An 18,277-nucleotide genomic window follows, 5' to 3' on the forward strand; every position below is an offset into this window, starting at 1 on the left:
TGCCGGCGTCAATCCGCCTGGCGTCGGAGACCTGCCGGACTCTGCTGCGTACGCGGCGGGGCGGTGGACTCACGCACCACCAGGTGGGTGGCAAGTTCGACGCGCCGGGAGTCGATTTCCTCTCCGCTCCGTTGGCGGAGAATGAAGCTCAACGCTGAACGGCCCATTTCCAGCAGGGGTTGCGATACCGAAGTCAGTGGCGGCAGGGACTCTTCAGCCTGCGTCGTGCCATCGAATCCCACCAGGCTCATGTCGTCCGGAATGCGGATGTTCTGCCTCCTGGCTTCTGCCAGGACCCCAAGGGCGATGCTGTCGCTGGCGGCGAAGACCGCCGTGGGGGGATCGTCCAGGGCCAGGAGCGACTTCATCGCCGCCACCCCGGTTGACGAGCGGAACGGACCTGCCGAGACATATTCCTCCACCACCGGCACGCCGGCGGCCATCAGCGCGGCCATGTAACCATGCAAACGGGCCTGGCTGCATTCGGCGGCCGCCGGACCTCCAATGTACGCAATGCGACGGTGCCCCATGTCCAACAGGTGGGTAGCCGCCGCCTTTCCCCCTGCCCAGTTGCTTGCTCCGACGCTGAAGACGTCTCCCGGTGGCGGGTTGAGCGGATCCACCACGACCACCGGAATGCGGCGGCGCTGGAAGGCCTTAAGCTGCCCTGGCCCGAAGGCCGAGGTGACGACGATCATGCCGCTGCGGCCCTCATCGAGCAGGCGCTGGGCACGCTCCTCCGGGTCCATGGGCGATGCTGACTGCCTGCTGGTGACGGAGAGGATCACTTCCATCTGCGAGGCCGCGGCATGCTCCATTATTCCGTTGAGCACCTCCACGGAGTACGCAGAGTTCAGCGAATCGAAGACCACCTCCACGGCTTGCTGCGCGGGAGGACTCTTGCGCTGAAGCGGGGAACGGTAGCCCGTTCTGTGCAAGGCCGCGAGGACGCGGTTACGGGTCTCCTCGGCCACGTCCTGCCGGCCGTTAACCACCTTGGACACGGTTGGCGCGGAGACGCCAACTTCCTTGGCGACGGCAGCCAAGGTCAATTTGGGCGGACGCACTTCTCGAACCATGTTCCCCAACTTTCGAAATCTTTCGACGTGTTTTCAGTATCGGCGATAAATCTGACGCGTGCAATTCACCGGATTTATCACCGTAGATCTTTACCAGGAGACCCTTGACGGACTGTGACGCAGGCTTTAGTTTAGACCGTGACCTAAATCATGGCATCGAAATTTTTCGATAAATTTCGGGCCAGGCACTCTGTTCGGCAGTAAGCACCAAGGCTTGCTCAGTGATGCGACTACCCCTGGAGAAGCAATGAAGCAGTTCCAATCATCCCGGCGTTCCTTCCTGGCCCTCGCGGCCGTGACTCCCTTCGCCGCCATGGCCACAAGCGCCTGCGGCACGTCCGGTCCAGGCGGTGCGAGCGGAGGAGGCGGAGCCAGCATGTGGTTCCTTACAGGCGAGCCCAACCAAACCACCATGCAGAAGGCCGTGGATGCATTCGGATCGGCCAATCCCGATAACAAGATCGCCGTCACGTACTTCCAGAACGACGCGTACAAGACCAAGATCAAGACGGCCATCGGGGCCGGCCAGGCCCCCACGATCATCTACGGCTGGGGTGGCGGTGGCCTGAAAACGTACGCCGACGCGGGACAGGTTGAAGACCTCACCAGCTGGTTTGATTCCAACCCGGACCTCAAAGACAAGTTCTTCCCCTCCTCCTTCGGAGCAGCAACGGTTGACGGCAAGATCTACGCCCTTCCCAACCAGTACGTGGCCCCGATCGTCCTTTTCTACAACAAGGACCTGTTCGACAAAGCCGGAGTCCAGCCGCCGAAAACCTGGGAAGACCTCATGTCCCTGGTCAAGACCTTCAACGACATGGGCGTAGCCCCGTTGTCCCTGGGCGGACAATCCCGCTGGACCTCCATGATGTGGCTGGAATACTTGCTGGACCGCATCGGCGGCCCCGAGGTCTTCAAGGCTATTTTCGATGGCAAGCCCAACGCTTGGATGGACCCGGCCGTCATCGAAACCGGCACCAAGATCCAGGAACTGGTCTCCGCCGATGGCTTCATCAAGGGTTTCTCCTCCATCACGGCGGATTCAAAGGCAGACCAGGCCCTCCTGTTCACCGGCAAGGCAGCGATGATGCTGCAGGGCTCTTGGACCTACGGCGCCATGAAGAAGGACGGCCAGAACTTCGTCCAGAATGGAAAGCTCGGTTTCGTAAACTTCCCGACCATTGCCGGCGGCAAGGGAGACCCGAAGAACGGCGTGGGCAACCCGGCCCAGTACATGTCGATCTCGGCCAAGGCCACGGACAAGGAAAAGGAATCGGCCAAGAAATTCTTCAAGGACGGCATCATGACAGATACGGTCATCGACGCCTACATCAACTCCGGCTCGGTTCCGATCGTCAAGGGCATTGAAGACAAGCTTGCCTCGTCCCCGGACAAGGACTTCCTGAACTTCGTCTACGCCCTGGGCAAGGACGCCCCCAACTTCCAGCAGTCCTGGGACCAGGCCCTGAGCCCCACCGCTGCCGAAGCCCTGCTGAACAACATTGACCAGCTCTTCCTCAAGTCGATCACCCCGCAGCAATTCGCTGAGAACATGAATGCCACCCTGGGCAAATGAGTTCCATAACCTCTAACAGGGCTGCCTCTGGTACACAAAAGACCCAAGGAAGCGTGCAGCAAAGATCCGCGCTTCCCTGGCTGACGATTCCGGCCTTGTTCTTCTTTGTCGTCTTCGCCGTTGTACCGCTTCTCGGGGTACTGATCCTGAGTTTCACCAACTGGGACGGCATCGGCGCCATTGGAGCAGCCGGAATGGAGAACTGGACGTCGGTCTTGTCCGACCCCGAGCTCTACAACTCCCTTGGCCTGACCTTCATGATCATGATTGTGTCCTGGCTCGTCCAGACGCCCATCAGTCTGTTGCTGGGGGTCTTTACCGCGGGAACGCAGCGATACAGGGCAGCTCTGGCCGTGTTGTACTTCCTGCCCCTGCTGCTTTCCTCGGCTGCGGTCGCCATCGCCTACAAGGCGTTGCTGGACCCGAACTTCGGCCTGGCCATGGGCCTGGGACTTCCGTTCCTTGCCCAGGACTGGTTGGGAGTGCCCCAGCTGGCGCTCGGACTGATCATCTTCGTTATCGCCTGGCAGTTCGTGCCGTTCCACACCCTGATTTACCAAGGTGGCGTGCGGCAGATCCCCAAGTCGCTCTATGAAGCGGCCCAGATCGACGGCGCAGGAACCATCAAGCAGTTCTTCCACATCACACTGCCTCAGCTGAAGTACACCATCATCACGTCCTCAACCCTGATGGTTGTTGGGTCGCTGACGTATTTCGACCTCATCTTCGTCCTCACAGGTGGCGGACCGGGTAACACCACCCGCATCCTGGCCCTCGACATGTACTTGCGCGGCTTCCGGGCCAACCTCATGGGACCTGCAAGCGTCATCGCCGTCATCCTTGTCGTCATTGGCCTGGCGCTGGCCCTATTCCTCCAACGCCTGGGCGGCAAGGACCAACAGGGCAGCCAACTGGAAGGTATGTAACGTGAGTACTGTCCTCAAGAGCGACTCAAAACCCGGAACACCCGCCTCTGCGGCGTCGTCGATCAAAGCCAAGCAAAGCCTTGGCACACGGATCAGGCGGCTCAACATCCCCGGCGGCCTCGGCGGCTGGATCTGGCTGGCCGTCATCATCATTCCGGTCTACTACATCGTCATCACCAGCCTGAAGACCTCCGAAGGCTATTTCGGACAAAATCCGATGGCGCTGCCGACAGCCCCGACCCTGGAGAACTACCAGCTGGTTCTTGAAGCCAACTTCGCCACTTACTTCATGAACAGCGTCATCGTCACACTGGGATCGGTTATCCCCACGGTCCTGATCGCCTTCATGGCGGCCTTCGCGATCGTGCGCGGCAAGGGCAGGTACTTGAAGTTCGTCAACGGTGTCTTCCTGATGGGACTGGCAATTCCCCTTCAGGCCACCATCATCCCGATCTACCTGATGATCATCCGACTGAATCTCTATGACAGCCTGTTGGCCATCATGCTTCCGTCCATTGCGTTCGCCATACCGCTGACGGTATTGATCCTGTCCAACTTCATCCGCGACGTTCCGAACGAGCTCTTCGAATCCATGCGCCTGGACGGGTGCAGCGAGTGGCAGACCATGTGGCGTTTGGCTCTTCCATTGACCAAGCCCGCCATCGTCACCGTGGCTATCTACAACGGCCTGCATGTCTGGAACGGCTTCCTGCTCCCGCTCGTGCTCACCCAGAGTCCCGGACTGCGCGTCCTGCCCTTGGGTCTGTGGTCCTTCCAGGGTGAGTTCAGCGTCAACATCCCTGCCGTTCTCGCCTCGGTCGTGCTGAGCACGCTGCCCATCCTGGTGATCTATGTCCTTGGACGCCGCCAATTGGTCAGCGGCCTGACCGCAGGCTTCAGCAAATAGAAAGGACTCCCCTGTGACACAAGCAAAACCACTGCGTGTAGGAATGGTGGGCTACGCCTTCATGGGCGCCGCGCACTCCCACGCCTGGCGTACCGCACCGCGGTTCTTTGACCTGCCACGGACACCGGAACTTACGGCCGTGGCAGGCAGGAATCCTGACGGTGTCAAGGCTGCGGCAGCCAAATACGGCTGGGCATCCACCGAAACCGACTGGCGGCGGTTGATCGAACGGGACGACATCGACCTGATCGACATCTGCACCCCGGGCAACACCCATGCCGAGATCGCCATTGCCGCGCTCGAGGCCGGCAAGCATGTCCTGTGCGAAAAGCCCTTGGCCAACTCCGTGGAGGAAGCCGAAAAGATGACAGTCGTCGCGCAGGCAGCAGCCGAGCGCGGAGTCCTGTCCATGTGCGGCTTCAGCTACCGCCGCACGCCTGCTTTGGCACTGGCAAAGAGAATGGTTGAAGAAGGCCGGCTCGGCGAAATCCGCCATGTCCGCGCCCAGTACCTCCAGGACTGGCTCAGCGATGCGGACGCACCCCTGACGTGGCGACTGGACAAATCCAAGTCCGGTTCCGGTTCCCTGGGCGACATCGGAGCCCACAGCATCGACGCCGCGCAGTGGATCACCGGCCTCGATATCACCGGAGTCTCTGCGCTGCTGGAAACCTTCGTCAAGGAACGCCCGGTGGGCGGCGATTTCGTGGGGTTGGGCGGCCACGGCGGTTCAGATGGACCGCGTGGCCCGGTAACCGTTGATGATGCGGCCCTGTTCACTGCGCGGTTCGAGTCAGGACCCATCGGCATCTTCGAAGCCACCCGCTTTGCCCTGGGACGCAAGAATGCCATGCGCCTGGAGCTCAACGGCACCAAGGGTTCCCTGGCTTTCGATTTCGAGGACATGAACTCACTGCAGTTCTATGAAGCGGCGCTGGAACCGGACGCGGGCTTCCGGAAGATCATGGTCACCGAACCGTCCCATCCCTACACCGCCAACTGGTGGCCCACCGGACATGGTTTGGGCTATGAGCACGGATTTACCCATCAGGTTGTGGACCTCGTGAACGCGATCGACGCAGGCGAGCAGCCCTCGCCGTCGTTCGCTGATGCCTTGCAGGTGCAAAAGGTACTGGCCGCAGTCGAGACCAGCGCGGACAACGCAAGCCGCTGGCAGAACGTCGACAAGGAAGCATCATGACCCGACCCATCACCCTCTTCACCGGCCAGTGGGCTGATCTGCCGTTCGAGGAAGTGGCACGGCTTGCAGGCGAGTGGGGCTTTGACGGCTTGGAAATCGCCTGCTGGGGCGATCATCTGGATCCCCTGCAAGTGGTGGAGGACGACGCTTATCTTCAGGGAAAGCTCGACATCCTGGAAAAGCACAACCTGACTGTCCATGCCATTGCCAACCACCTCACCGGACAGGCCGTCTGCGATGACCCCATCGATGAGCGGCACCGTGACATCCTCGCCCCGGCGGTATGGGGCGATGGTGACCCTGAAGGCGTACGCCAACGCGCGGCTGAAGCCATGAAAACCACGGCCCGCGCCGCCGCGAGGCTGGGCGTCAAGACGGTCACCGGTTTCACTGGCTCGTCCATCTGGAAGTGCGTAGCCATGTTCCCACCGGCTTCGGACGCCATGATTGAGCGCGGCTACCAGGACTTCGCCGATCGGTGGAATCCCATCCTGGACGTCTTTGACGAAGTTGGTGTCCGCTTCGCCCTGGAAGTCCACCCATCGGAAATCGCCTACGACTACTGGACAGCCAAGCGCACCCTGGAAGCCATCGGGCCGCGGGAGAGCTTTGGCTTGAACTTCGACCCGTCCCACTTCATCTGGCAAGACCTGGACCCGGTGATGTTCCTGCAGGACTTTGCCGACAAGATCTTCCATGTCCACGTCAAGGAATCCGTCCGGCAACTCAATGGACGAAACGGCCGTCTTGGTTCCCACCTGCCCTGGGCGGATCCCCGCCGCGGGTGGGACTTCGTCACGGCCGGTCACGGCGACGTGAACTGGGAGCCGATCTTCCGCACCTTGAACGCTGTTGGTTATGAAGGACCAACCAGCATCGAATGGGAGGACGCCGGCATGGACCGGTTGGTGGGCGCTCCCCAGGCGCTCAAGATGGTCCGCGAACTCGCTGCCATCCGTCCTCCGGCCGCTGCCTTTGATGCGGCCTTCGCAACACGCTGAATCCCTACCCTGACTCCAACGAACACGCCCCGATACGAAGGAAACCATGACAAGCAATAACAAGACCGCGTTGGTGGTCCGCGGCGGCTGGGATGGACACCAGCCAATCGAGGCCACGGAGCTTTTCCTCCCCTACTTGCGGGACAACGGCTACGACGTCCGCGTCGAAGAGTCACCCAAGATATATGCCGACGCTGAATATATGGCCGGTGTGGACCTGATCGTCCAATGCATGACCATGTCCACCATCGAGAAGGACGAGTTCCAAGGGCTGCGGACCGCCGTCGAAAACGGCACGGGACTGGCCGGCTGGCACGGCGGAATCGCCGATTCCTACCGCAACAACTCCGATTACCTCCATCTCATCGGTGGCCAGTTCGCCTGCCACCCGGGTAAGCACTCGGACGAACAGACCGGGGAGCAATCGGACAATTATGTTCCCTACACGGTGAACATGCTGCCCGCCGCCGCCGAACACCCCATTACCCAGGGAATTGGCGATTTTGACCTCGTCACGGAGCAGTACTGGGTTTTGAGCGACGACTACGTTGATGTCCTGGCCACCACCACCCAAAAGGTACGTGAGTGGGATCCTTGGAACCGCGAGGTTACCTCGCCGGCCATCTGGACACGCCAGTGGGGCAAGGGCAAAATCTTCGTCTGCACCCCCGGCCACAGGGTGGAAATCCTGCAGGACAGCAACGTCCGCACCATCATCGAAAGGGGAATGCTGTGGGCATCCCGCTGAACCCCGCCAAGCCGCTCAACGTCGGCATCATCGGCTGCGGCGCCATCATTGCCCAGTACCTGGCAAACTTCCGCCGGCTGGATTCGGTGAATCTGGTGGCCGTGGCAGACCTTGATCCCGCAAGGGCGCAGGCTGTGGCCGACTCCTACGAGGGCGTCAGGGCGCTGAGTGTGGACGGGCTTTTGGCAGCGGATGATGTCGAGCTGGTGCTGAACCTGACCATCCCGGCTGCTCACGCGGAGATCGCACTCAAGGCAATCGCCGCCGGCAAATCGGTGTACGGCGAAAAGCCCCTCGCAGCCACAACTACTGAGGCCAAGGAGGTAATTGAGGCTGCGTCCGCCGCGGGTGTCTTGGTTGGCTGTGCACCGGACACCGTCCTGGGTACCGGTATTCAAACTGCCCGCAAGGCGATCGACGACGGACTGATCGGTGCACCGGTTTCCGCCACGGCCACGATGGCAACTCCCGGACACGAACGCTGGCACCCGAACCCCGACTTCTACTACCAGCCCGGTGGTGGGCCCCTGCTGGACATGGGGCCGTACTACGTATCCGCATTGGTCACGTTGCTGGGGCCCGTGGTGTCGGTGGTGGGGGCGGCCAGCCATACCCGAAACGAACGCACCATCGGCTCAGGTCCGCGGGAAGGGCAGAAGGTCCCGGTGGACATCGAGTCCCACGTCACCGGAGTACTGGTCCACGCTTCCGGGGCCCTGTCCACGCTCTTCATGAGCTTCGACGCCGTGAAGACCAAGAGCCCGAACATCGAAATCCACGGCGAAAAGGGGTCGTTGATCGTCCCGGATCCCAACCATTTCGACGGGGATGTGCAGCTCTTCGCCCTTGGCGCCGAGGACTGGGAAACCCTCCCGGTTTCTGCGGGCTACAAGGACTCGGGCCGCGGCTTCGGCATCGCAGACCTCGCCGCGACTCCCGCCGGTGAGGAACCGCGGGCCGGTGGCCAGTTGGCCTTCCATGCACTGGACGTCATGGAATCGGTACTGGCCTCGGCCAAGAGCGGGAAGGCCGAAGTCATCAAGAGCACGGTTGCCAGGCCCGCTGCCGTCGAGCTCACTGAACTCGCGACGGCGGTCCACGCCTAAGGCGTCATAGCGGACGCACACGAATCCGGCCCTTGTTCACCCAGCCCACCGGTCTACGGTGGCTGCGCAACAAGGGCCGGTTCTGTTTAACGCCTGGCCCGGCGCAGCGTCGCTTCCGCATGCTTGAGAATGGGTCCGTCGATCATCTTGCCCTTGAACTGGAACACACCTGAGCCTGCGGCGGCCGCTGCTTCGAGGAGTTCTTCGGCTTGGGCAACAGCTTCGGGGGCAGGCGCATAAGCCTCCCGGACCACGGCCACCTGGTTGGGGTGGATGCACGCCTTCGCCCCGAATCCGCTGGCCACCGCGTCTGCGGACTCGGTCAGCAGGCCCGCCAAGTCCGGGATGTTCACGTACACGGAGTCGATTGCTTCCTTGCCGGCGGCTTTGGCTGCGAGCAGCACAGTGGAGCGCGCGTGCAGTGCGACAGCGCGGTAGCCGCCGTCGTCGTTCCTGCTGGAGAGTCCGCCCAAGGAAGCCAGGAGGTCCTCCGCACCCCACATCATGGCAACGGTGTTGGGCTCAGCCGCGATGGCGGAAGCATTAACGATGCCTGATGCGGTTTCACACAGAGCGATGACGCTGTAGCCGGCCAGCGCCCGCAGCTGTTCTCCGCTTTCTGCTTTGGCCAGCATGACCGTCCGGTACGGCGTCTGTTCCAAGGCCTGGAGATCGAGTTCGAAGTCACGGGTTCCCACTGGATTCACGCGCACTATGGTCCGTTGGGGGTCCAGTTCCCCGGCACCCAGCTGCTTCAAAACAGCATCACGGGCCCCGGGCTTGTCCGCGGGAGCCACGGCATCCTCGAAGTCCAGGATGACCGCGTCCGCGCGGTCCGCGGCCTTGCCGAAACGCTCCGGCCGGTCGGCGGGGCAGAAGAGGAGGGCCGGGCCCATGGTGAAGGGAGAGTGCATGGATTTCCTTGCTGCTGGGCGTGCTGATTGCTGCGCGTACTAATGGTCGGCGAGGTTCGCGGCGTGCGCTTCCTTGGTCCACATCAGGCAGGTGCGGGTGGCCAGGGCTACCACGGTACCGTCCTGGTTGCGGCCCGTGTGCTGCATGGTCACCACGCCCTGTCCGGGCCGGGACGAAGACAAACGCTTTCCCGTGATCACCGTTTCCGTGTACAGCGTATCCCCGTGATACAGCGGGTGCGGGAACGTGACATCCGTCAGCCCCAACTGGGCAATGATGGTCCCCTGCGTCAGCTGTGTCACCGACTGCCCCACCATGGTAGACAGCGTGAACATGGAATTCATGAGGCGCTGACCGAACGGCTGTCCGGAACTCCAGGCAGCATCCAGATGGAGCGCCTGGGTGTTCATGGTCAACGTGGTGAAGAGAACGTTGTCCGTCTCCGTGACGGTGCGGCCGGGCTTGTGGGCGTAGATCACGCCTTCTTCGAGTTCGTCGAAGTAGAGTCCGCGTTGTTCCACGACCCGCGTCATACAGTGAGCTCCTGGTCCTCTTCGAACAGCTCGGCGCCTGTGGCCGCCAGGACGTCGTCAAGGGTGACGTTCGGGGCGAGCTCGCGCAACACCAACCGCGGATCCCCCTCGTCCTTGACGACGTCGATCACCGCCAGGTCCGTGATGATCCTGTCCACACAGCCCTTGCCGGTGAGGGGAAGCGTGCAGCTCGGGACAATCTTTGGCCGGCCGTTGCGGTCGACGTGCTCCATCATGACGATGACCTTCTTGGCACCGAACACCAGGTCCATGGCGCCGCCCATGCCTTTGACCATCTTGCCGGGGATCATCCAGTTGGCAAGATCGCCGTTGGCAGCGACCTCCATCGCTCCCAGGACCGCCACGTCCACGTGTCCGCCGCGGATCATGCCGAACGAGGACGCCGAGTCGAAGAACGCAGCACCCGGGTTGGTTGTCACGGTCTCCTTGCCGGCATTGATGAGGTCGGGATCGACCCTGTCCTCGGTAGGGTACGGGCCAACTCCGAGGATGCCGTTCTCGGAGTGGAGGATGACCTCCACTCCGTCCGGGATGTAGTTGGGGATCAGGGTGGGCATCCCGATTCCCAGGTTCACGTACTGTCCGTTGACCAGTTCCTTGGCCACGCGGGCGGCCAGTTCGTTGCGGGTCCAGCCTTTTGCTTCGTGGTGTTCGACGTCGGCCCGCCGGTACTCGTGCCGTACTGCTTCGGGACGTGGCGGTAAGTCCTGATATGTGTTGTCGGCCATCATGAAGCTCCTGTCTGTCCGCTTGTTGCGGAGGTCAACGCGACGGTGCGCTTTTCGATCCGTTTCTCCGCCGTTCCTGCTACGACGACCCGCTGAACGAAGATACCCGGCGTGTGGATGTGCTCCGGATCCAACTCCCCCGGTTCCACGAGTTCCTCGACCTCGGCAATCGTCACCCGGGCTGCCATGGCACAGAGAGGGTTGAAGTTCATGGCCGTCGCATGGAAAACAAGGTTGCCGTGGCGGTCCCCCTTCCAGGCATGGACCAGCCCGAAGTCCGGGGTCAAAGACTCTTCCAGGACGTAGTCGCCGTCCTTGAAAGCCCGCACCTCCTTCGGCGCCGAAGCAATCGCAACGTTGCCTTCGGCGTCGTACTTTTGCGGGAGGCCGCCTTCGGACACCTGGGTTCCCACGCCGGCCTTGGTATAAAAGGCCGGGATGCCTGCGCCGCCGGCGCGCAGCTTCTCCGCCAAGGTGCCCTGCGGGGTGAGGACAACTTCAAGCTCCCCCGCCAGATACTGCCGGGCAAACTCCTTGTTCTCGCCCACGTACGAACTGATGGTGCGGCGGATGCGGCCGTCCTTGAGGAGGATTCCCAGGCCCCAATCGTCCACGCCGCAGTTGTTGCTGACAGTTTCCAGGTCCGTGGTTCCCTGCTGATGAAGGGCTTCAATCAGGGAAACGGGGATACCGCATAAGCCAAAGCCCCCTACCGCGAGCGAGGCTCCGTCCGGGATGTCCTTCACCGCTACGGCGGCGCTGGCAACAACCTTGTCAATCATCCTTGATCCTTCCCTGCCACTGCCGACCCAACGTACGGTTACAGACCCAGCTCGCGGGCGATGAGCATCAACTGGACTTCGGTGGTGCCTTCGCCGATCTCAAGGATCTTGGAGTCGCGGTAATGGCGTGCCACCGTGAATTCGTTGATGAAGCCATAGCCGCCGAACACCTGGGTGGCGTCCCGCGCGTTGTCCATGGCTGCCTCGCCTGCGACCATCTTAGCTATGGCTGCTTCGGTCTTGAACGGCTTGCCCGCCAGCATCCTCGCGGCGGCGTCGTAGTAGGCAAGGCGGGCTGTGTGGGCCCTGGCCTGCATGCGGGCGATCTTGAACTGGATGGCCTGGTACTTGCCGATGTTCTGTCCGAACGCGCTGCGCTCCTTGGCGTACTTCACGGACAGGTCCACGCAACCTTGGGCCGCACCCGTGGCCAGGGCAGCGATGGCGATCCGGCCCTCATCCAGGATGGAGAGGAAGTTGGCATAGCCGCGGCCGCGCTCGCCCAAGAGATTGGCTTCGGGAACCCTGACGTTGTCCAGGGTCAGCGGGTGGGTGTCCGACGCGTTCCACCCCACCTTGTTATAGGGCTTTTCTGCGGTAAACCCCGGCGTGTCCGTCGGCACCAGGATGGTGGAGATCTCCTTCTTGGTGCTGCCGTCGGCGTTCTCTTTCCGGCCTGTCACTGCCGTGACGGTGACCAAGGTGGTGATGTCCGTGCCGGAGTTGGTAATGAACTCCTTGTTGCCGTTGATGACCCACTCGCCGTTTTCCAGGTGGGCGTTGGTCTTGGTGCCGCCGGCGTCGGATCCGGCTTCACGCTCGGTCAACCCGAAACCGGCCAAGGACCGGCCGGATGCCAGCTGCGGCAGCCACTCCTGCTTCTGTTCTTCGGTGCCGAAGCGGTAAACCGGCATGGCCCCCAGCGATACTCCGGCTTCCAAAGTGATGGCCACGGACTGGTCTACGCGCCCCAACTGTTCCAACGCCAAGGCGAGCGCGAAGTAATCTCCGCCCATCCCGCCGAATTCTTCGGGGAACGGCAGGCCGAACAGGCCCATCTCCCCCATCTGCTTGACCACTTCGTAAGGGAAACTGTGCTCTTCGTCGTGCTTGGCGGAGACAGGGGCTACTACCTCGTCGGCGAACTCCCTGACGGAATCGCTGAGGTCCTGGTATTCCTCTGTCAGTTCAAACGTGCTCATGGCTGGACTTCCTTGTCTGGGTTCTGGCTCTTGTCTGGGTTCCGGCCGTTGTTGGTGTCGCGGCCCGCGTTGGCCGTGTCTTCTGCGGCGGCCGCTGCATGGATGGTGGCGAGCACCTGGTCGGCTTTGACCAGATCGCCGGGTTTGCTGGTGAGGTGGACGGTTCCGGCGACGGACGCCACAAGTTGGTGCTCCATCTTCATGGCTTCAACAGCCAGGAGGACCTGTCCTTCCTCGACCACGTCACCGTTGGCCACGGACACGGAAACCACCGTCCCCGGCATGGGCGAGCGCACTTCCGGATCGGCTGCTCCTTCGACGCGCTGGATCCCCGCGAGCATCCGTTGCAGGCGCCCGGCCCGGTCAAGGACCTCAAGCCGGCAGGACCAGCCATCGTTGCCCACGAAGATCTCCCGTGCTGCGTCCGCCGTGGCCACCGCATAGGTGACCTGACCGCCGTCGAACTCCAGGGTTATCCCGGTCCCGCTGCGGTCGGCCACCCGCACGCCCACCGGTTCGCCGTCGTCGACCCTTGCCGTCACGGTGCCGGCCTTTTCGGTGACGGCGACCGTAGCCATGGCGGCGCCTGGGACGCCGAAGGTCGCGGTCCAGGCACCGGGAGCCCCGACCCGCCAAGCGTCGGCGCTCTTCCACGCGTCTCCTGCGAGCGCCGGGGCCGGGCGGTCAAGCCACAGCGTGAGGGCGGCCGCGATCAGTTCCTTGGGGCCTGCGTGCCGGAACTCCATGGACGGCAGCTTGCGTTCAATCAACCCGGTGTCGAGGTGCCCGGCACGGACATCGGCGTCGTTGATCAGGAGTCGAAGGTACTCGACGTTCGTGTCCACGCCCAGCAAGGTGTAACGGCCCAGCGCAGCATCCAGCGTGTCCAGTGCGGCGGCCCTGTCCGCTCCCCACGCGATGACTTTGGCGAGCATGGGATCGTAGTCACCCGTGATCTGCAGCCCGTCCCGCATGGCGGAGTCGATCCGCACATTGGCATGGGCCTGCTGCTGACCGGACACCGCGGCGTCCGCCGCGCCATGCTCAGCGAGTGCCACGATGCGCCCCATCGACGGCATGAAGTTCCGCTCGGGCACCTCCGCGTACACCCGCGCCTCCACGGCATGACCTTGCAGTACGACGTCGGACTGCGCCACGGTGAGCACCTCACCGGCGGCGATCCTCACCTGCCATTCAACGAGGTCGATTCCCGTGACCAGCTCAGTGACGGGATGCTCCACCTGCAGCCGGGTGTTCATCTCCATGAAGAAGAACTCATCCGGATGTTCGTCGGACACCAGGAACTCGACGGTTCCCGCGCCGCTGTAATTGACCGAACGCGCTGCGTTGCAGGCCGCCTCGCCGATCCGCGCCCTGTGGGCAGCGCCGTCCGCCAGTGATTCGAAAAGCGCGGAGGGAGCTTCTTCAATGACCTTTTGGTGCCGGCGCTGCAGGGAACATTCGCGCTCGCCGAGGTGGATGACATTTCCATGATTGTCGGCCAGGACCTGCACTTCGATGTGCCGGGGAGCCCGGATGAGCCGTTCCAGGAAGAGAGTGTCGTCACCGAAAGCGGACGCTGCGACGCGCCTCGCCGTCAGAAGCGTGGAGGCCATGTCCTCGGCCCGTTCCACCACGTGCATGCCCTTGCCGCCGCCGCCTGCCGATGGCTTGATCAGGAGCGGGAAGCCGACGTCGGAGGCTGCATCAATGAGATCCTGGTCAGTGAGTCCGGGCTTGGCGATGCCGGGAACGCAGGGAACGTCGTAGGCCATTACGTGGTTCTTGGACCGGATCTTGTCTCCCATCACTTCGATGGCACCGATACCGGGTCCGATGAACGTGATGCCGGCAGCGTCCAACGCTTTGGCGAACGCTACGTTCTCGGACAGGAAGCCGTAGCCCGGATGAACGGCCTCCGCTCCGCTGCGGCGGCACGCGTCAATGATGGCGTCGATCTTCAAGTAGCTGTCCGCAGGTGACGTTCCGCCAATGGCGACGGCCGTATCCGCCAGGCTGACGTGTTTGGCGTCCTTGTCCACTTCCGAATAGACGGCGACTGAGCGGATGCCCATGTCCCTTAGGGTTCGGATGACACGGCACGCGATCTCACCTCGGTTGGCAACGAGGACGGCCGAAAAGGTCTGCGCTGAGACTGTGGGTTCTGTGGCTGTTGTTGGTTCTGTGGCTGTTGTTGGCAGGGTCATGGTCACATCCTGAAGAGGCCGAAAGAGGTCTCCGGCAGTGGCGGGCGGGAAACGACGTCGAGGGCCATGCCCAGAACCCGCCGCGTGTCAGCGGGGTCGATAATGCCGTCATCCCACAGCCGGGCGGTGGAGTAGTAGGGGCTGCCCTGGTCCTCGTACTGCTGCTTGATGGGGGCCTTGAAGGCTTCCTCGTCCTCGACGGACCATTCCTGGCCGGCGGCCTCGTATTGGTCCCTTTTGACTGTTGCCAGGACGCTGGAGGCCTGGTTTCCGCCCATGACGGAGATGCGGGCCGCGGGCCACATCCAGAGGAAACGCGGCGAATAAGCCCGGCCGCACATGGAGTAGTTTCCCGCGCCGAAGGAGCCGCCGATCACCACGGTCAGTTTCGGCACCCGGGCCGTCGCCACTGCCGTGACCATCTTGGCGCCGTTCTTGGCGATGCCGCCCTGTTCGTAGTCCTTTCCCACCATGAACCCGGAGAGATTCTGGAGGAAGACCAAGGGAATGCCCCGCTGATCGCACAGCTCAATGAAGTGGGCACCCTTCAACGACGACTCGCTGAAAAGGACTCCGTTGTTGGCCACGATTCCCACGGGGTGGCCATGCAGGTGCGCGAAACCGGTCACCAGGGTGGTGCCATAGTTCTTCTTGAACTCATGGAATTCGGAACCGTCCACGAGGCGTGCGATGACTTCCCGGACGTCATATTGGGCGTTGACGTCCGTGGGAACCACACCGTAGATCTCCGAGGGGTCGACGACGGGCGGCAGGACGACGTCGAGCACGTCCCAGGCCGGCTGCGCCGGCTTCGGCAACGTCGCTACGATGTCCCGGACGATTTCCAGCGCATGCTGGTCGTTCTCGGCCAGGTGATCGGTGACCCCGGAGATCCTTGAGTGGACGTCGCCACCGCCCAGTTCCTCCGCTGTGACGATCTCGCCGATGGCTGCTTTGACCAGCGGGGGCCCACCCAAAAAGATGGTGCCTTGGTTGCGGACGATGACTGTTTCGTCGCTCATTGCCGGGACGTAGGCACCGCCGGCAGTGCAGGAGCCCATCACGGAGGCGATCTGTGGGATCTTGGCCGCAGACATCCTGGCCTGGTTGTAGAAGATCCGGCCAAAGTGTTCCTTGTCCGGGAAGACCTCGTCCTGCTTGGGCAGGAACGCTCCCCCGGAATCCACCAGGTAGATGCACGGAAGCTTGTTCTCCAGGGCAATCTCTTGGGCCCTGAGGTGCTTCTTCACGGTCATCGGGTAGTACGTACCGCCCTTGACCGTCGCATCATTGGAGATCACCAGGACGTGCCGGCCATGGACCAGGCCGATGCCGGCGATCACCCCGGCGCCGGGTGAATCGTCGTTGTACATGCCATTGGCGGCAAGAGGCGCGATCTCAAGGAACGGGCTGCCCTCATCCAACAGGAAATCAATGCGCTCCCTCGGCAGGAGCTTTCCCCGGGCAACGTGCCGCTCCCGGGATTTAGCCGGTCCACCCAATGCTGCCGTGGCGAGGCGCTCCTTCAGTTCCCCCACCAGGGCACGCTGTGCCTCCTGGTTGGCCTCGAAGGTGCCGGCGGCAGCTCCCGTCAGGCTGGCAATTGTCACCATCGACCCCTGTTCCATTCCCGGCCCACGGCCATTTCGGTTAGTGCCATGTAACTGAAATTTAGGTTAGTCTTTATTAACTGACATGTCCAGCACGGCGGAGCTCCTGCCGCCTGCGTTGGGACGGGCACGGGGAGGACACCATGACAGCAAGCCCGGAAGCACACGCCGAAGGCTCCCGTGCCGCCACAACCCAGCGGAGCCAAGCCAAAGAGCTCCGCCGGTTGGCACTGCTGTCAGCCGCAGCCGGACTCTTCGCGGACAACGGATTCAGCCGCGTATCCCTGGAAGACCTGGGAGCCGCGGCCGGTGTAAGCGGACCGGCGGTGTACCGGCACTTTCCGGGAAAACAGGCGGTTCTGGGTGAACTGCTCCTCAGTGTCAGCCGCGACCTCCTGGAGGGCGGCCGTCGCGTTGTTGCGGAAGCCGGCAGCCCATCGGACGCCCTGAAAGCCCTGGTGAAATTCCAGGTGGACTTCGCCCTGAGCAATCCGGATGTCATCCGGGTACAGGACCGTGATTTCGCCAGCCTCACTGAGGCAGACCAGGCCGAGGTCCGCTCCCTGCAACGCAGTTATGTAGAGACCTGGGTGGATGTTCTGGCCCGGATTCATGCCGACGCGGACATCGCAGGCCTGCGCGTCCGGGCACACGCAGCCTTCGGGTTGATCAACTCCACCCCGCATTCGGTCCGGCATCACGGCCGCAGGATCGCAGTGAAATCAGCCAGGCCCATACTGGAGCAGATGGCCTTGGCGGCGCTGACATCTGCCTGAGTGTGCAGTTTCCGGAACGCGGAGCAGCCGACAGGGTGAAGCGCTAATAATGTCAGACCCTGGTGAAAAGCTTTATGCATGGAAGCTTTGGGGCAACTGACAGCAGCGCGAGTGGCGTCGTCACCTGCTGTCGCTGCCCTGACCGCGAGCTGCTCACGGCAATCCCCAGGCAACTTCCAGTGGATCAAGGGTTCGACGGCGGTAGCCACCGCTATCGGCCACTTCCACGGCGTTGGACTACTCAGCCGCGAGGGCACCACCTCCAGGGGTTCCGACGGCGGGAAACCTGCTGCGCCTGCGGGGCCGGATCTCGCGGCACTTCTTGAGGACGGACAGGCTCTTCTGGACACCGCACGGTTGTCGTTTGCCGAGCAGGCACCCTTGTTCGATCTAGCGCAGGCTGCTGACCTTGCCGGCAGGATCGAGGACATCTCGCGGTCGATCGAGTACCTCCAGGTCGTTGCGGCGCAGGCTGTGGAGCGGACCCGGACGGAGGCGCAGCGTGCGGTGCCGGCACAGCAGCCCGGACAGTCCCCGGCGTCCGGCGCCCAGGAATGGCGGACGGGGTGGACCGAGCCCGCCGGTGAGTCAGAAGGTGGCGTCGGCGGTGGATCCGGTGGTGGTACGGGTGAAGCAGCCCCCGGAAGCACCGTCAAAGCGGGTGGTGCTGGTGCTGGTGGTGGTGGCAGTGTTTTGGATGATGGGTACCGGAACGCGGCGGAGTTCCTCCGGGCCCGGTTGAGGATCGGGATCGGCGAAGCACGGCGCAGGCTCGCCCTCGCGAACGATGTCCTGCCCGGGGCCGGAATGACCGGCCAGGAAATCCCGGCCCGTCGTCAAAGACTCGCCGAGGCCCTCCACACCGGACAGGTCCCGTCCCGGTCCGCGACGATCATCAGCACCGCCCTGGACAAAGCCCAACACTTCACCGACCCGGACACCCTCACCGGCATGGAACA

Annotated in this window: 16 protein-coding genes and 1 pseudogene; 9 read left to right on the plus strand and 8 right to left on the minus strand. The window is 62.8% G+C overall.

The window, feature by feature from the left end; all coding sequences use genetic code 11:
* Positions 1–8: 8 nt before the first annotated feature.
* Positions 9–1,079, minus strand: a complete 1,071-nt coding sequence (locus tag AB4Y81_RS14820) for a LacI family DNA-binding transcriptional regulator (protein ID WP_441996161.1) — start codon at positions 1,077–1,079, stop codon at positions 9–11.
* A 247-nt stretch (positions 1,080–1,326) separates the two neighbouring features.
* Between AB4Y81_RS14820 and AB4Y81_RS14825 the strand changes: the two genes are divergently transcribed.
* The 7 genes from AB4Y81_RS14825 to AB4Y81_RS14855 are packed head-to-tail and all read left to right on the plus strand — an operon-like array spanning position 1,327 to position 8,544.
* Positions 1,327–2,655 carry an extracellular solute-binding protein gene (locus AB4Y81_RS14825; protein ID WP_018779020.1) on the plus strand — a complete coding sequence of 443 codons (1,329 nt, stop codon included), beginning with the start codon at positions 1,327–1,329 and terminating at the stop codon, positions 2,653–2,655.
* Positions 2,652–3,581 (plus strand): carbohydrate ABC transporter permease, encoded by a 930-nt coding sequence (locus tag AB4Y81_RS14830; RefSeq protein WP_064723189.1) that lies wholly within the window; start codon positions 2,652–2,654, stop codon positions 3,579–3,581. Before AB4Y81_RS14825 ends, AB4Y81_RS14830 begins: the two co-directional genes overlap by 4 nt.
* A 1-nt stretch (position 3,582) precedes the next feature.
* Entirely contained in the window at positions 3,583–4,488 is a 906-nt protein-coding gene (locus tag AB4Y81_RS14835; protein WP_018779018.1) for a carbohydrate ABC transporter permease, read from the plus strand.
* 13 nt (positions 4,489–4,501) lie between these two features.
* Positions 4,502–5,689, plus strand: a complete 1,188-nt coding sequence (locus AB4Y81_RS14840) for a Gfo/Idh/MocA family protein (protein WP_431230393.1) — start codon at positions 4,502–4,504, stop codon at positions 5,687–5,689.
* Complete coding sequence (locus tag AB4Y81_RS14845; protein WP_018779016.1) at positions 5,686–6,690, plus strand: sugar phosphate isomerase/epimerase family protein; 1,005 nt, start codon at positions 5,686–5,688, stop codon at positions 6,688–6,690. Before AB4Y81_RS14840 ends, AB4Y81_RS14845 begins: the two co-directional genes overlap by 4 nt.
* A 46-nt stretch (positions 6,691–6,736) precedes the next feature.
* Positions 6,737–7,438, plus strand: coding sequence for a ThuA domain-containing protein (locus AB4Y81_RS14850; RefSeq protein ID WP_018779015.1), 702 nt, complete (start codon positions 6,737–6,739; stop codon positions 7,436–7,438).
* Positions 7,423–8,544 (plus strand): Gfo/Idh/MocA family protein, encoded by a 1,122-nt coding sequence (locus tag AB4Y81_RS14855; protein ID WP_441996162.1) that lies wholly within the window; start codon positions 7,423–7,425, stop codon positions 8,542–8,544. Before AB4Y81_RS14850 ends, AB4Y81_RS14855 begins: the two co-directional genes overlap by 16 nt.
* Positions 8,545–8,630: 86 nt before the next feature.
* Here AB4Y81_RS14855 and AB4Y81_RS14860 read toward each other — a convergent pair whose 3' ends face one another.
* The 7 genes from AB4Y81_RS14860 to AB4Y81_RS14890 are packed head-to-tail and all read right to left on the minus strand — an operon-like array spanning position 8,631 to position 16,545.
* On the minus strand, positions 8,631–9,458 hold the full coding sequence (locus tag AB4Y81_RS14860; RefSeq protein WP_055977974.1) for an HpcH/HpaI aldolase/citrate lyase family protein: 828 nt from the start codon (positions 9,456–9,458) through the stop codon (positions 8,631–8,633).
* 39 nt (positions 9,459–9,497) lie between these two features.
* Positions 9,498–9,992 carry a MaoC family dehydratase gene (locus AB4Y81_RS14865; RefSeq protein WP_018779012.1) on the minus strand — a complete coding sequence of 165 codons (495 nt, stop codon included), beginning with the start codon at positions 9,990–9,992 and terminating at the stop codon, positions 9,498–9,500.
* The gene (locus AB4Y81_RS14870) at positions 9,989–10,741 is read right to left on the minus strand and encodes a CoA transferase subunit B (protein ID WP_055977977.1); all 753 of its coding nucleotides are present in this window, start codon (positions 10,739–10,741) and stop codon (positions 9,989–9,991) included. Before AB4Y81_RS14870 ends, AB4Y81_RS14865 begins: the two co-directional genes overlap by 4 nt.
* A complete protein-coding gene (locus AB4Y81_RS14875) occupies positions 10,741–11,523 on the minus strand; it encodes a CoA transferase subunit A (RefSeq protein ID WP_441996163.1) in 783 nt (260 codons plus the stop codon). The genes AB4Y81_RS14870 and AB4Y81_RS14875 overlap by 1 nt, the downstream gene beginning before the upstream one ends.
* Positions 11,524–11,561: 38 nt before the next feature.
* A complete protein-coding gene (locus AB4Y81_RS14880; RefSeq protein ID WP_039240561.1) occupies positions 11,562–12,725 on the minus strand; it encodes an acyl-CoA dehydrogenase family protein in 1,164 nt (387 codons plus the stop codon).
* A complete protein-coding gene (locus AB4Y81_RS14885) occupies positions 12,722–14,932 on the minus strand; it encodes an ATP-binding protein (protein WP_441996164.1) in 2,211 nt (736 codons plus the stop codon). Before AB4Y81_RS14885 ends, AB4Y81_RS14880 begins: the two co-directional genes overlap by 4 nt.
* Positions 14,933–14,934: 2 nt before the next feature.
* Positions 14,935–16,545, minus strand: a complete 1,611-nt coding sequence (locus tag AB4Y81_RS14890; RefSeq protein ID WP_441996165.1) for a carboxyl transferase domain-containing protein — start codon at positions 16,543–16,545, stop codon at positions 14,935–14,937.
* A gap of 140 nt (positions 16,546–16,685) precedes the next feature.
* Here AB4Y81_RS14890 and AB4Y81_RS14895 point away from each other — a divergent pair, with 140 nt between their 5' ends.
* A complete protein-coding gene (locus AB4Y81_RS14895) occupies positions 16,686–17,318 on the plus strand; it encodes an SACE_7040 family transcriptional regulator (protein ID WP_441996166.1) in 633 nt (210 codons plus the stop codon).
* A 78-nt stretch (positions 17,319–17,396) separates the two neighbouring features.
* A pseudogene (locus tag AB4Y81_RS14900) lies at positions 17,397–18,277 on the plus strand (HNH endonuclease signature motif containing protein); the annotation flags it as partial.

Origin of the sequence: Paenarthrobacter sp. TAF1 (assembly GCF_052113825.1) — a bacterium.
Taxonomy (GTDB): domain Bacteria; phylum Actinomycetota; class Actinomycetes; order Actinomycetales; family Micrococcaceae; genus Arthrobacter; species Arthrobacter nicotinovorans.

What these genes read in the sequence shown, in the direction of transcription:
- AB4Y81_RS14860 (WP_055977974.1), bottom strand. Translation starts at nt 9,458, where the DNA reads ATGCACTCTCCCTTCACCATGGGCCCGGCCCTCCTCTTCTGCCCCGCC.
- AB4Y81_RS14895 (WP_441996166.1), top strand. Translation starts at nt 16,686, where the DNA reads ATGACAGCAAGCCCGGAAGCACACGCCGAAGGCTCCCGTGCCGCCACA.
- AB4Y81_RS14850 (WP_018779015.1), top strand. Translation starts at nt 6,737, where the DNA reads ATGACAAGCAATAACAAGACCGCGTTGGTGGTCCGCGGCGGCTGGGAT.
- AB4Y81_RS14880 (WP_039240561.1), bottom strand. Translation starts at nt 12,725, where the DNA reads ATGAGCACGTTTGAACTGACAGAGGAATACCAGGACCTCAGCGATTCC.
- AB4Y81_RS14870 (WP_055977977.1), bottom strand. Translation starts at nt 10,741, where the DNA reads ATGGCCGACAACACATATCAGGACTTACCGCCACGTCCCGAAGCAGTA.
- AB4Y81_RS14845 (WP_018779016.1), top strand. Translation starts at nt 5,686, where the DNA reads ATGACCCGACCCATCACCCTCTTCACCGGCCAGTGGGCTGATCTGCCG.
- AB4Y81_RS14820 (WP_441996161.1), bottom strand. Translation starts at nt 1,079, where the DNA reads ATGGTTCGAGAAGTGCGTCCGCCCAAATTGACCTTGGCTGCCGTCGCC.
- AB4Y81_RS14830 (WP_064723189.1), top strand. Translation starts at nt 2,652, where the DNA reads ATGAGTTCCATAACCTCTAACAGGGCTGCCTCTGGTACACAAAAGACC.
- AB4Y81_RS14890 (WP_441996165.1), bottom strand. Translation starts at nt 16,545, where the DNA reads ATGGTGACAATTGCCAGCCTGACGGGAGCTGCCGCCGGCACCTTCGAG.
- AB4Y81_RS14875 (WP_441996163.1), bottom strand. Translation starts at nt 11,523, where the DNA reads ATGATTGACAAGGTTGTTGCCAGCGCCGCCGTAGCGGTGAAGGACATC.
- AB4Y81_RS14825 (WP_018779020.1), top strand. Translation starts at nt 1,327, where the DNA reads ATGAAGCAGTTCCAATCATCCCGGCGTTCCTTCCTGGCCCTCGCGGCC.
- AB4Y81_RS14885 (WP_441996164.1), bottom strand. Translation starts at nt 14,932, where the DNA reads ATGACCCTGCCAACAACAGCCACAGAACCAACAACAGCCACAGAACCC.
- AB4Y81_RS14865 (WP_018779012.1), bottom strand. Translation starts at nt 9,992, where the DNA reads ATGACGCGGGTCGTGGAACAACGCGGACTCTACTTCGACGAACTCGAA.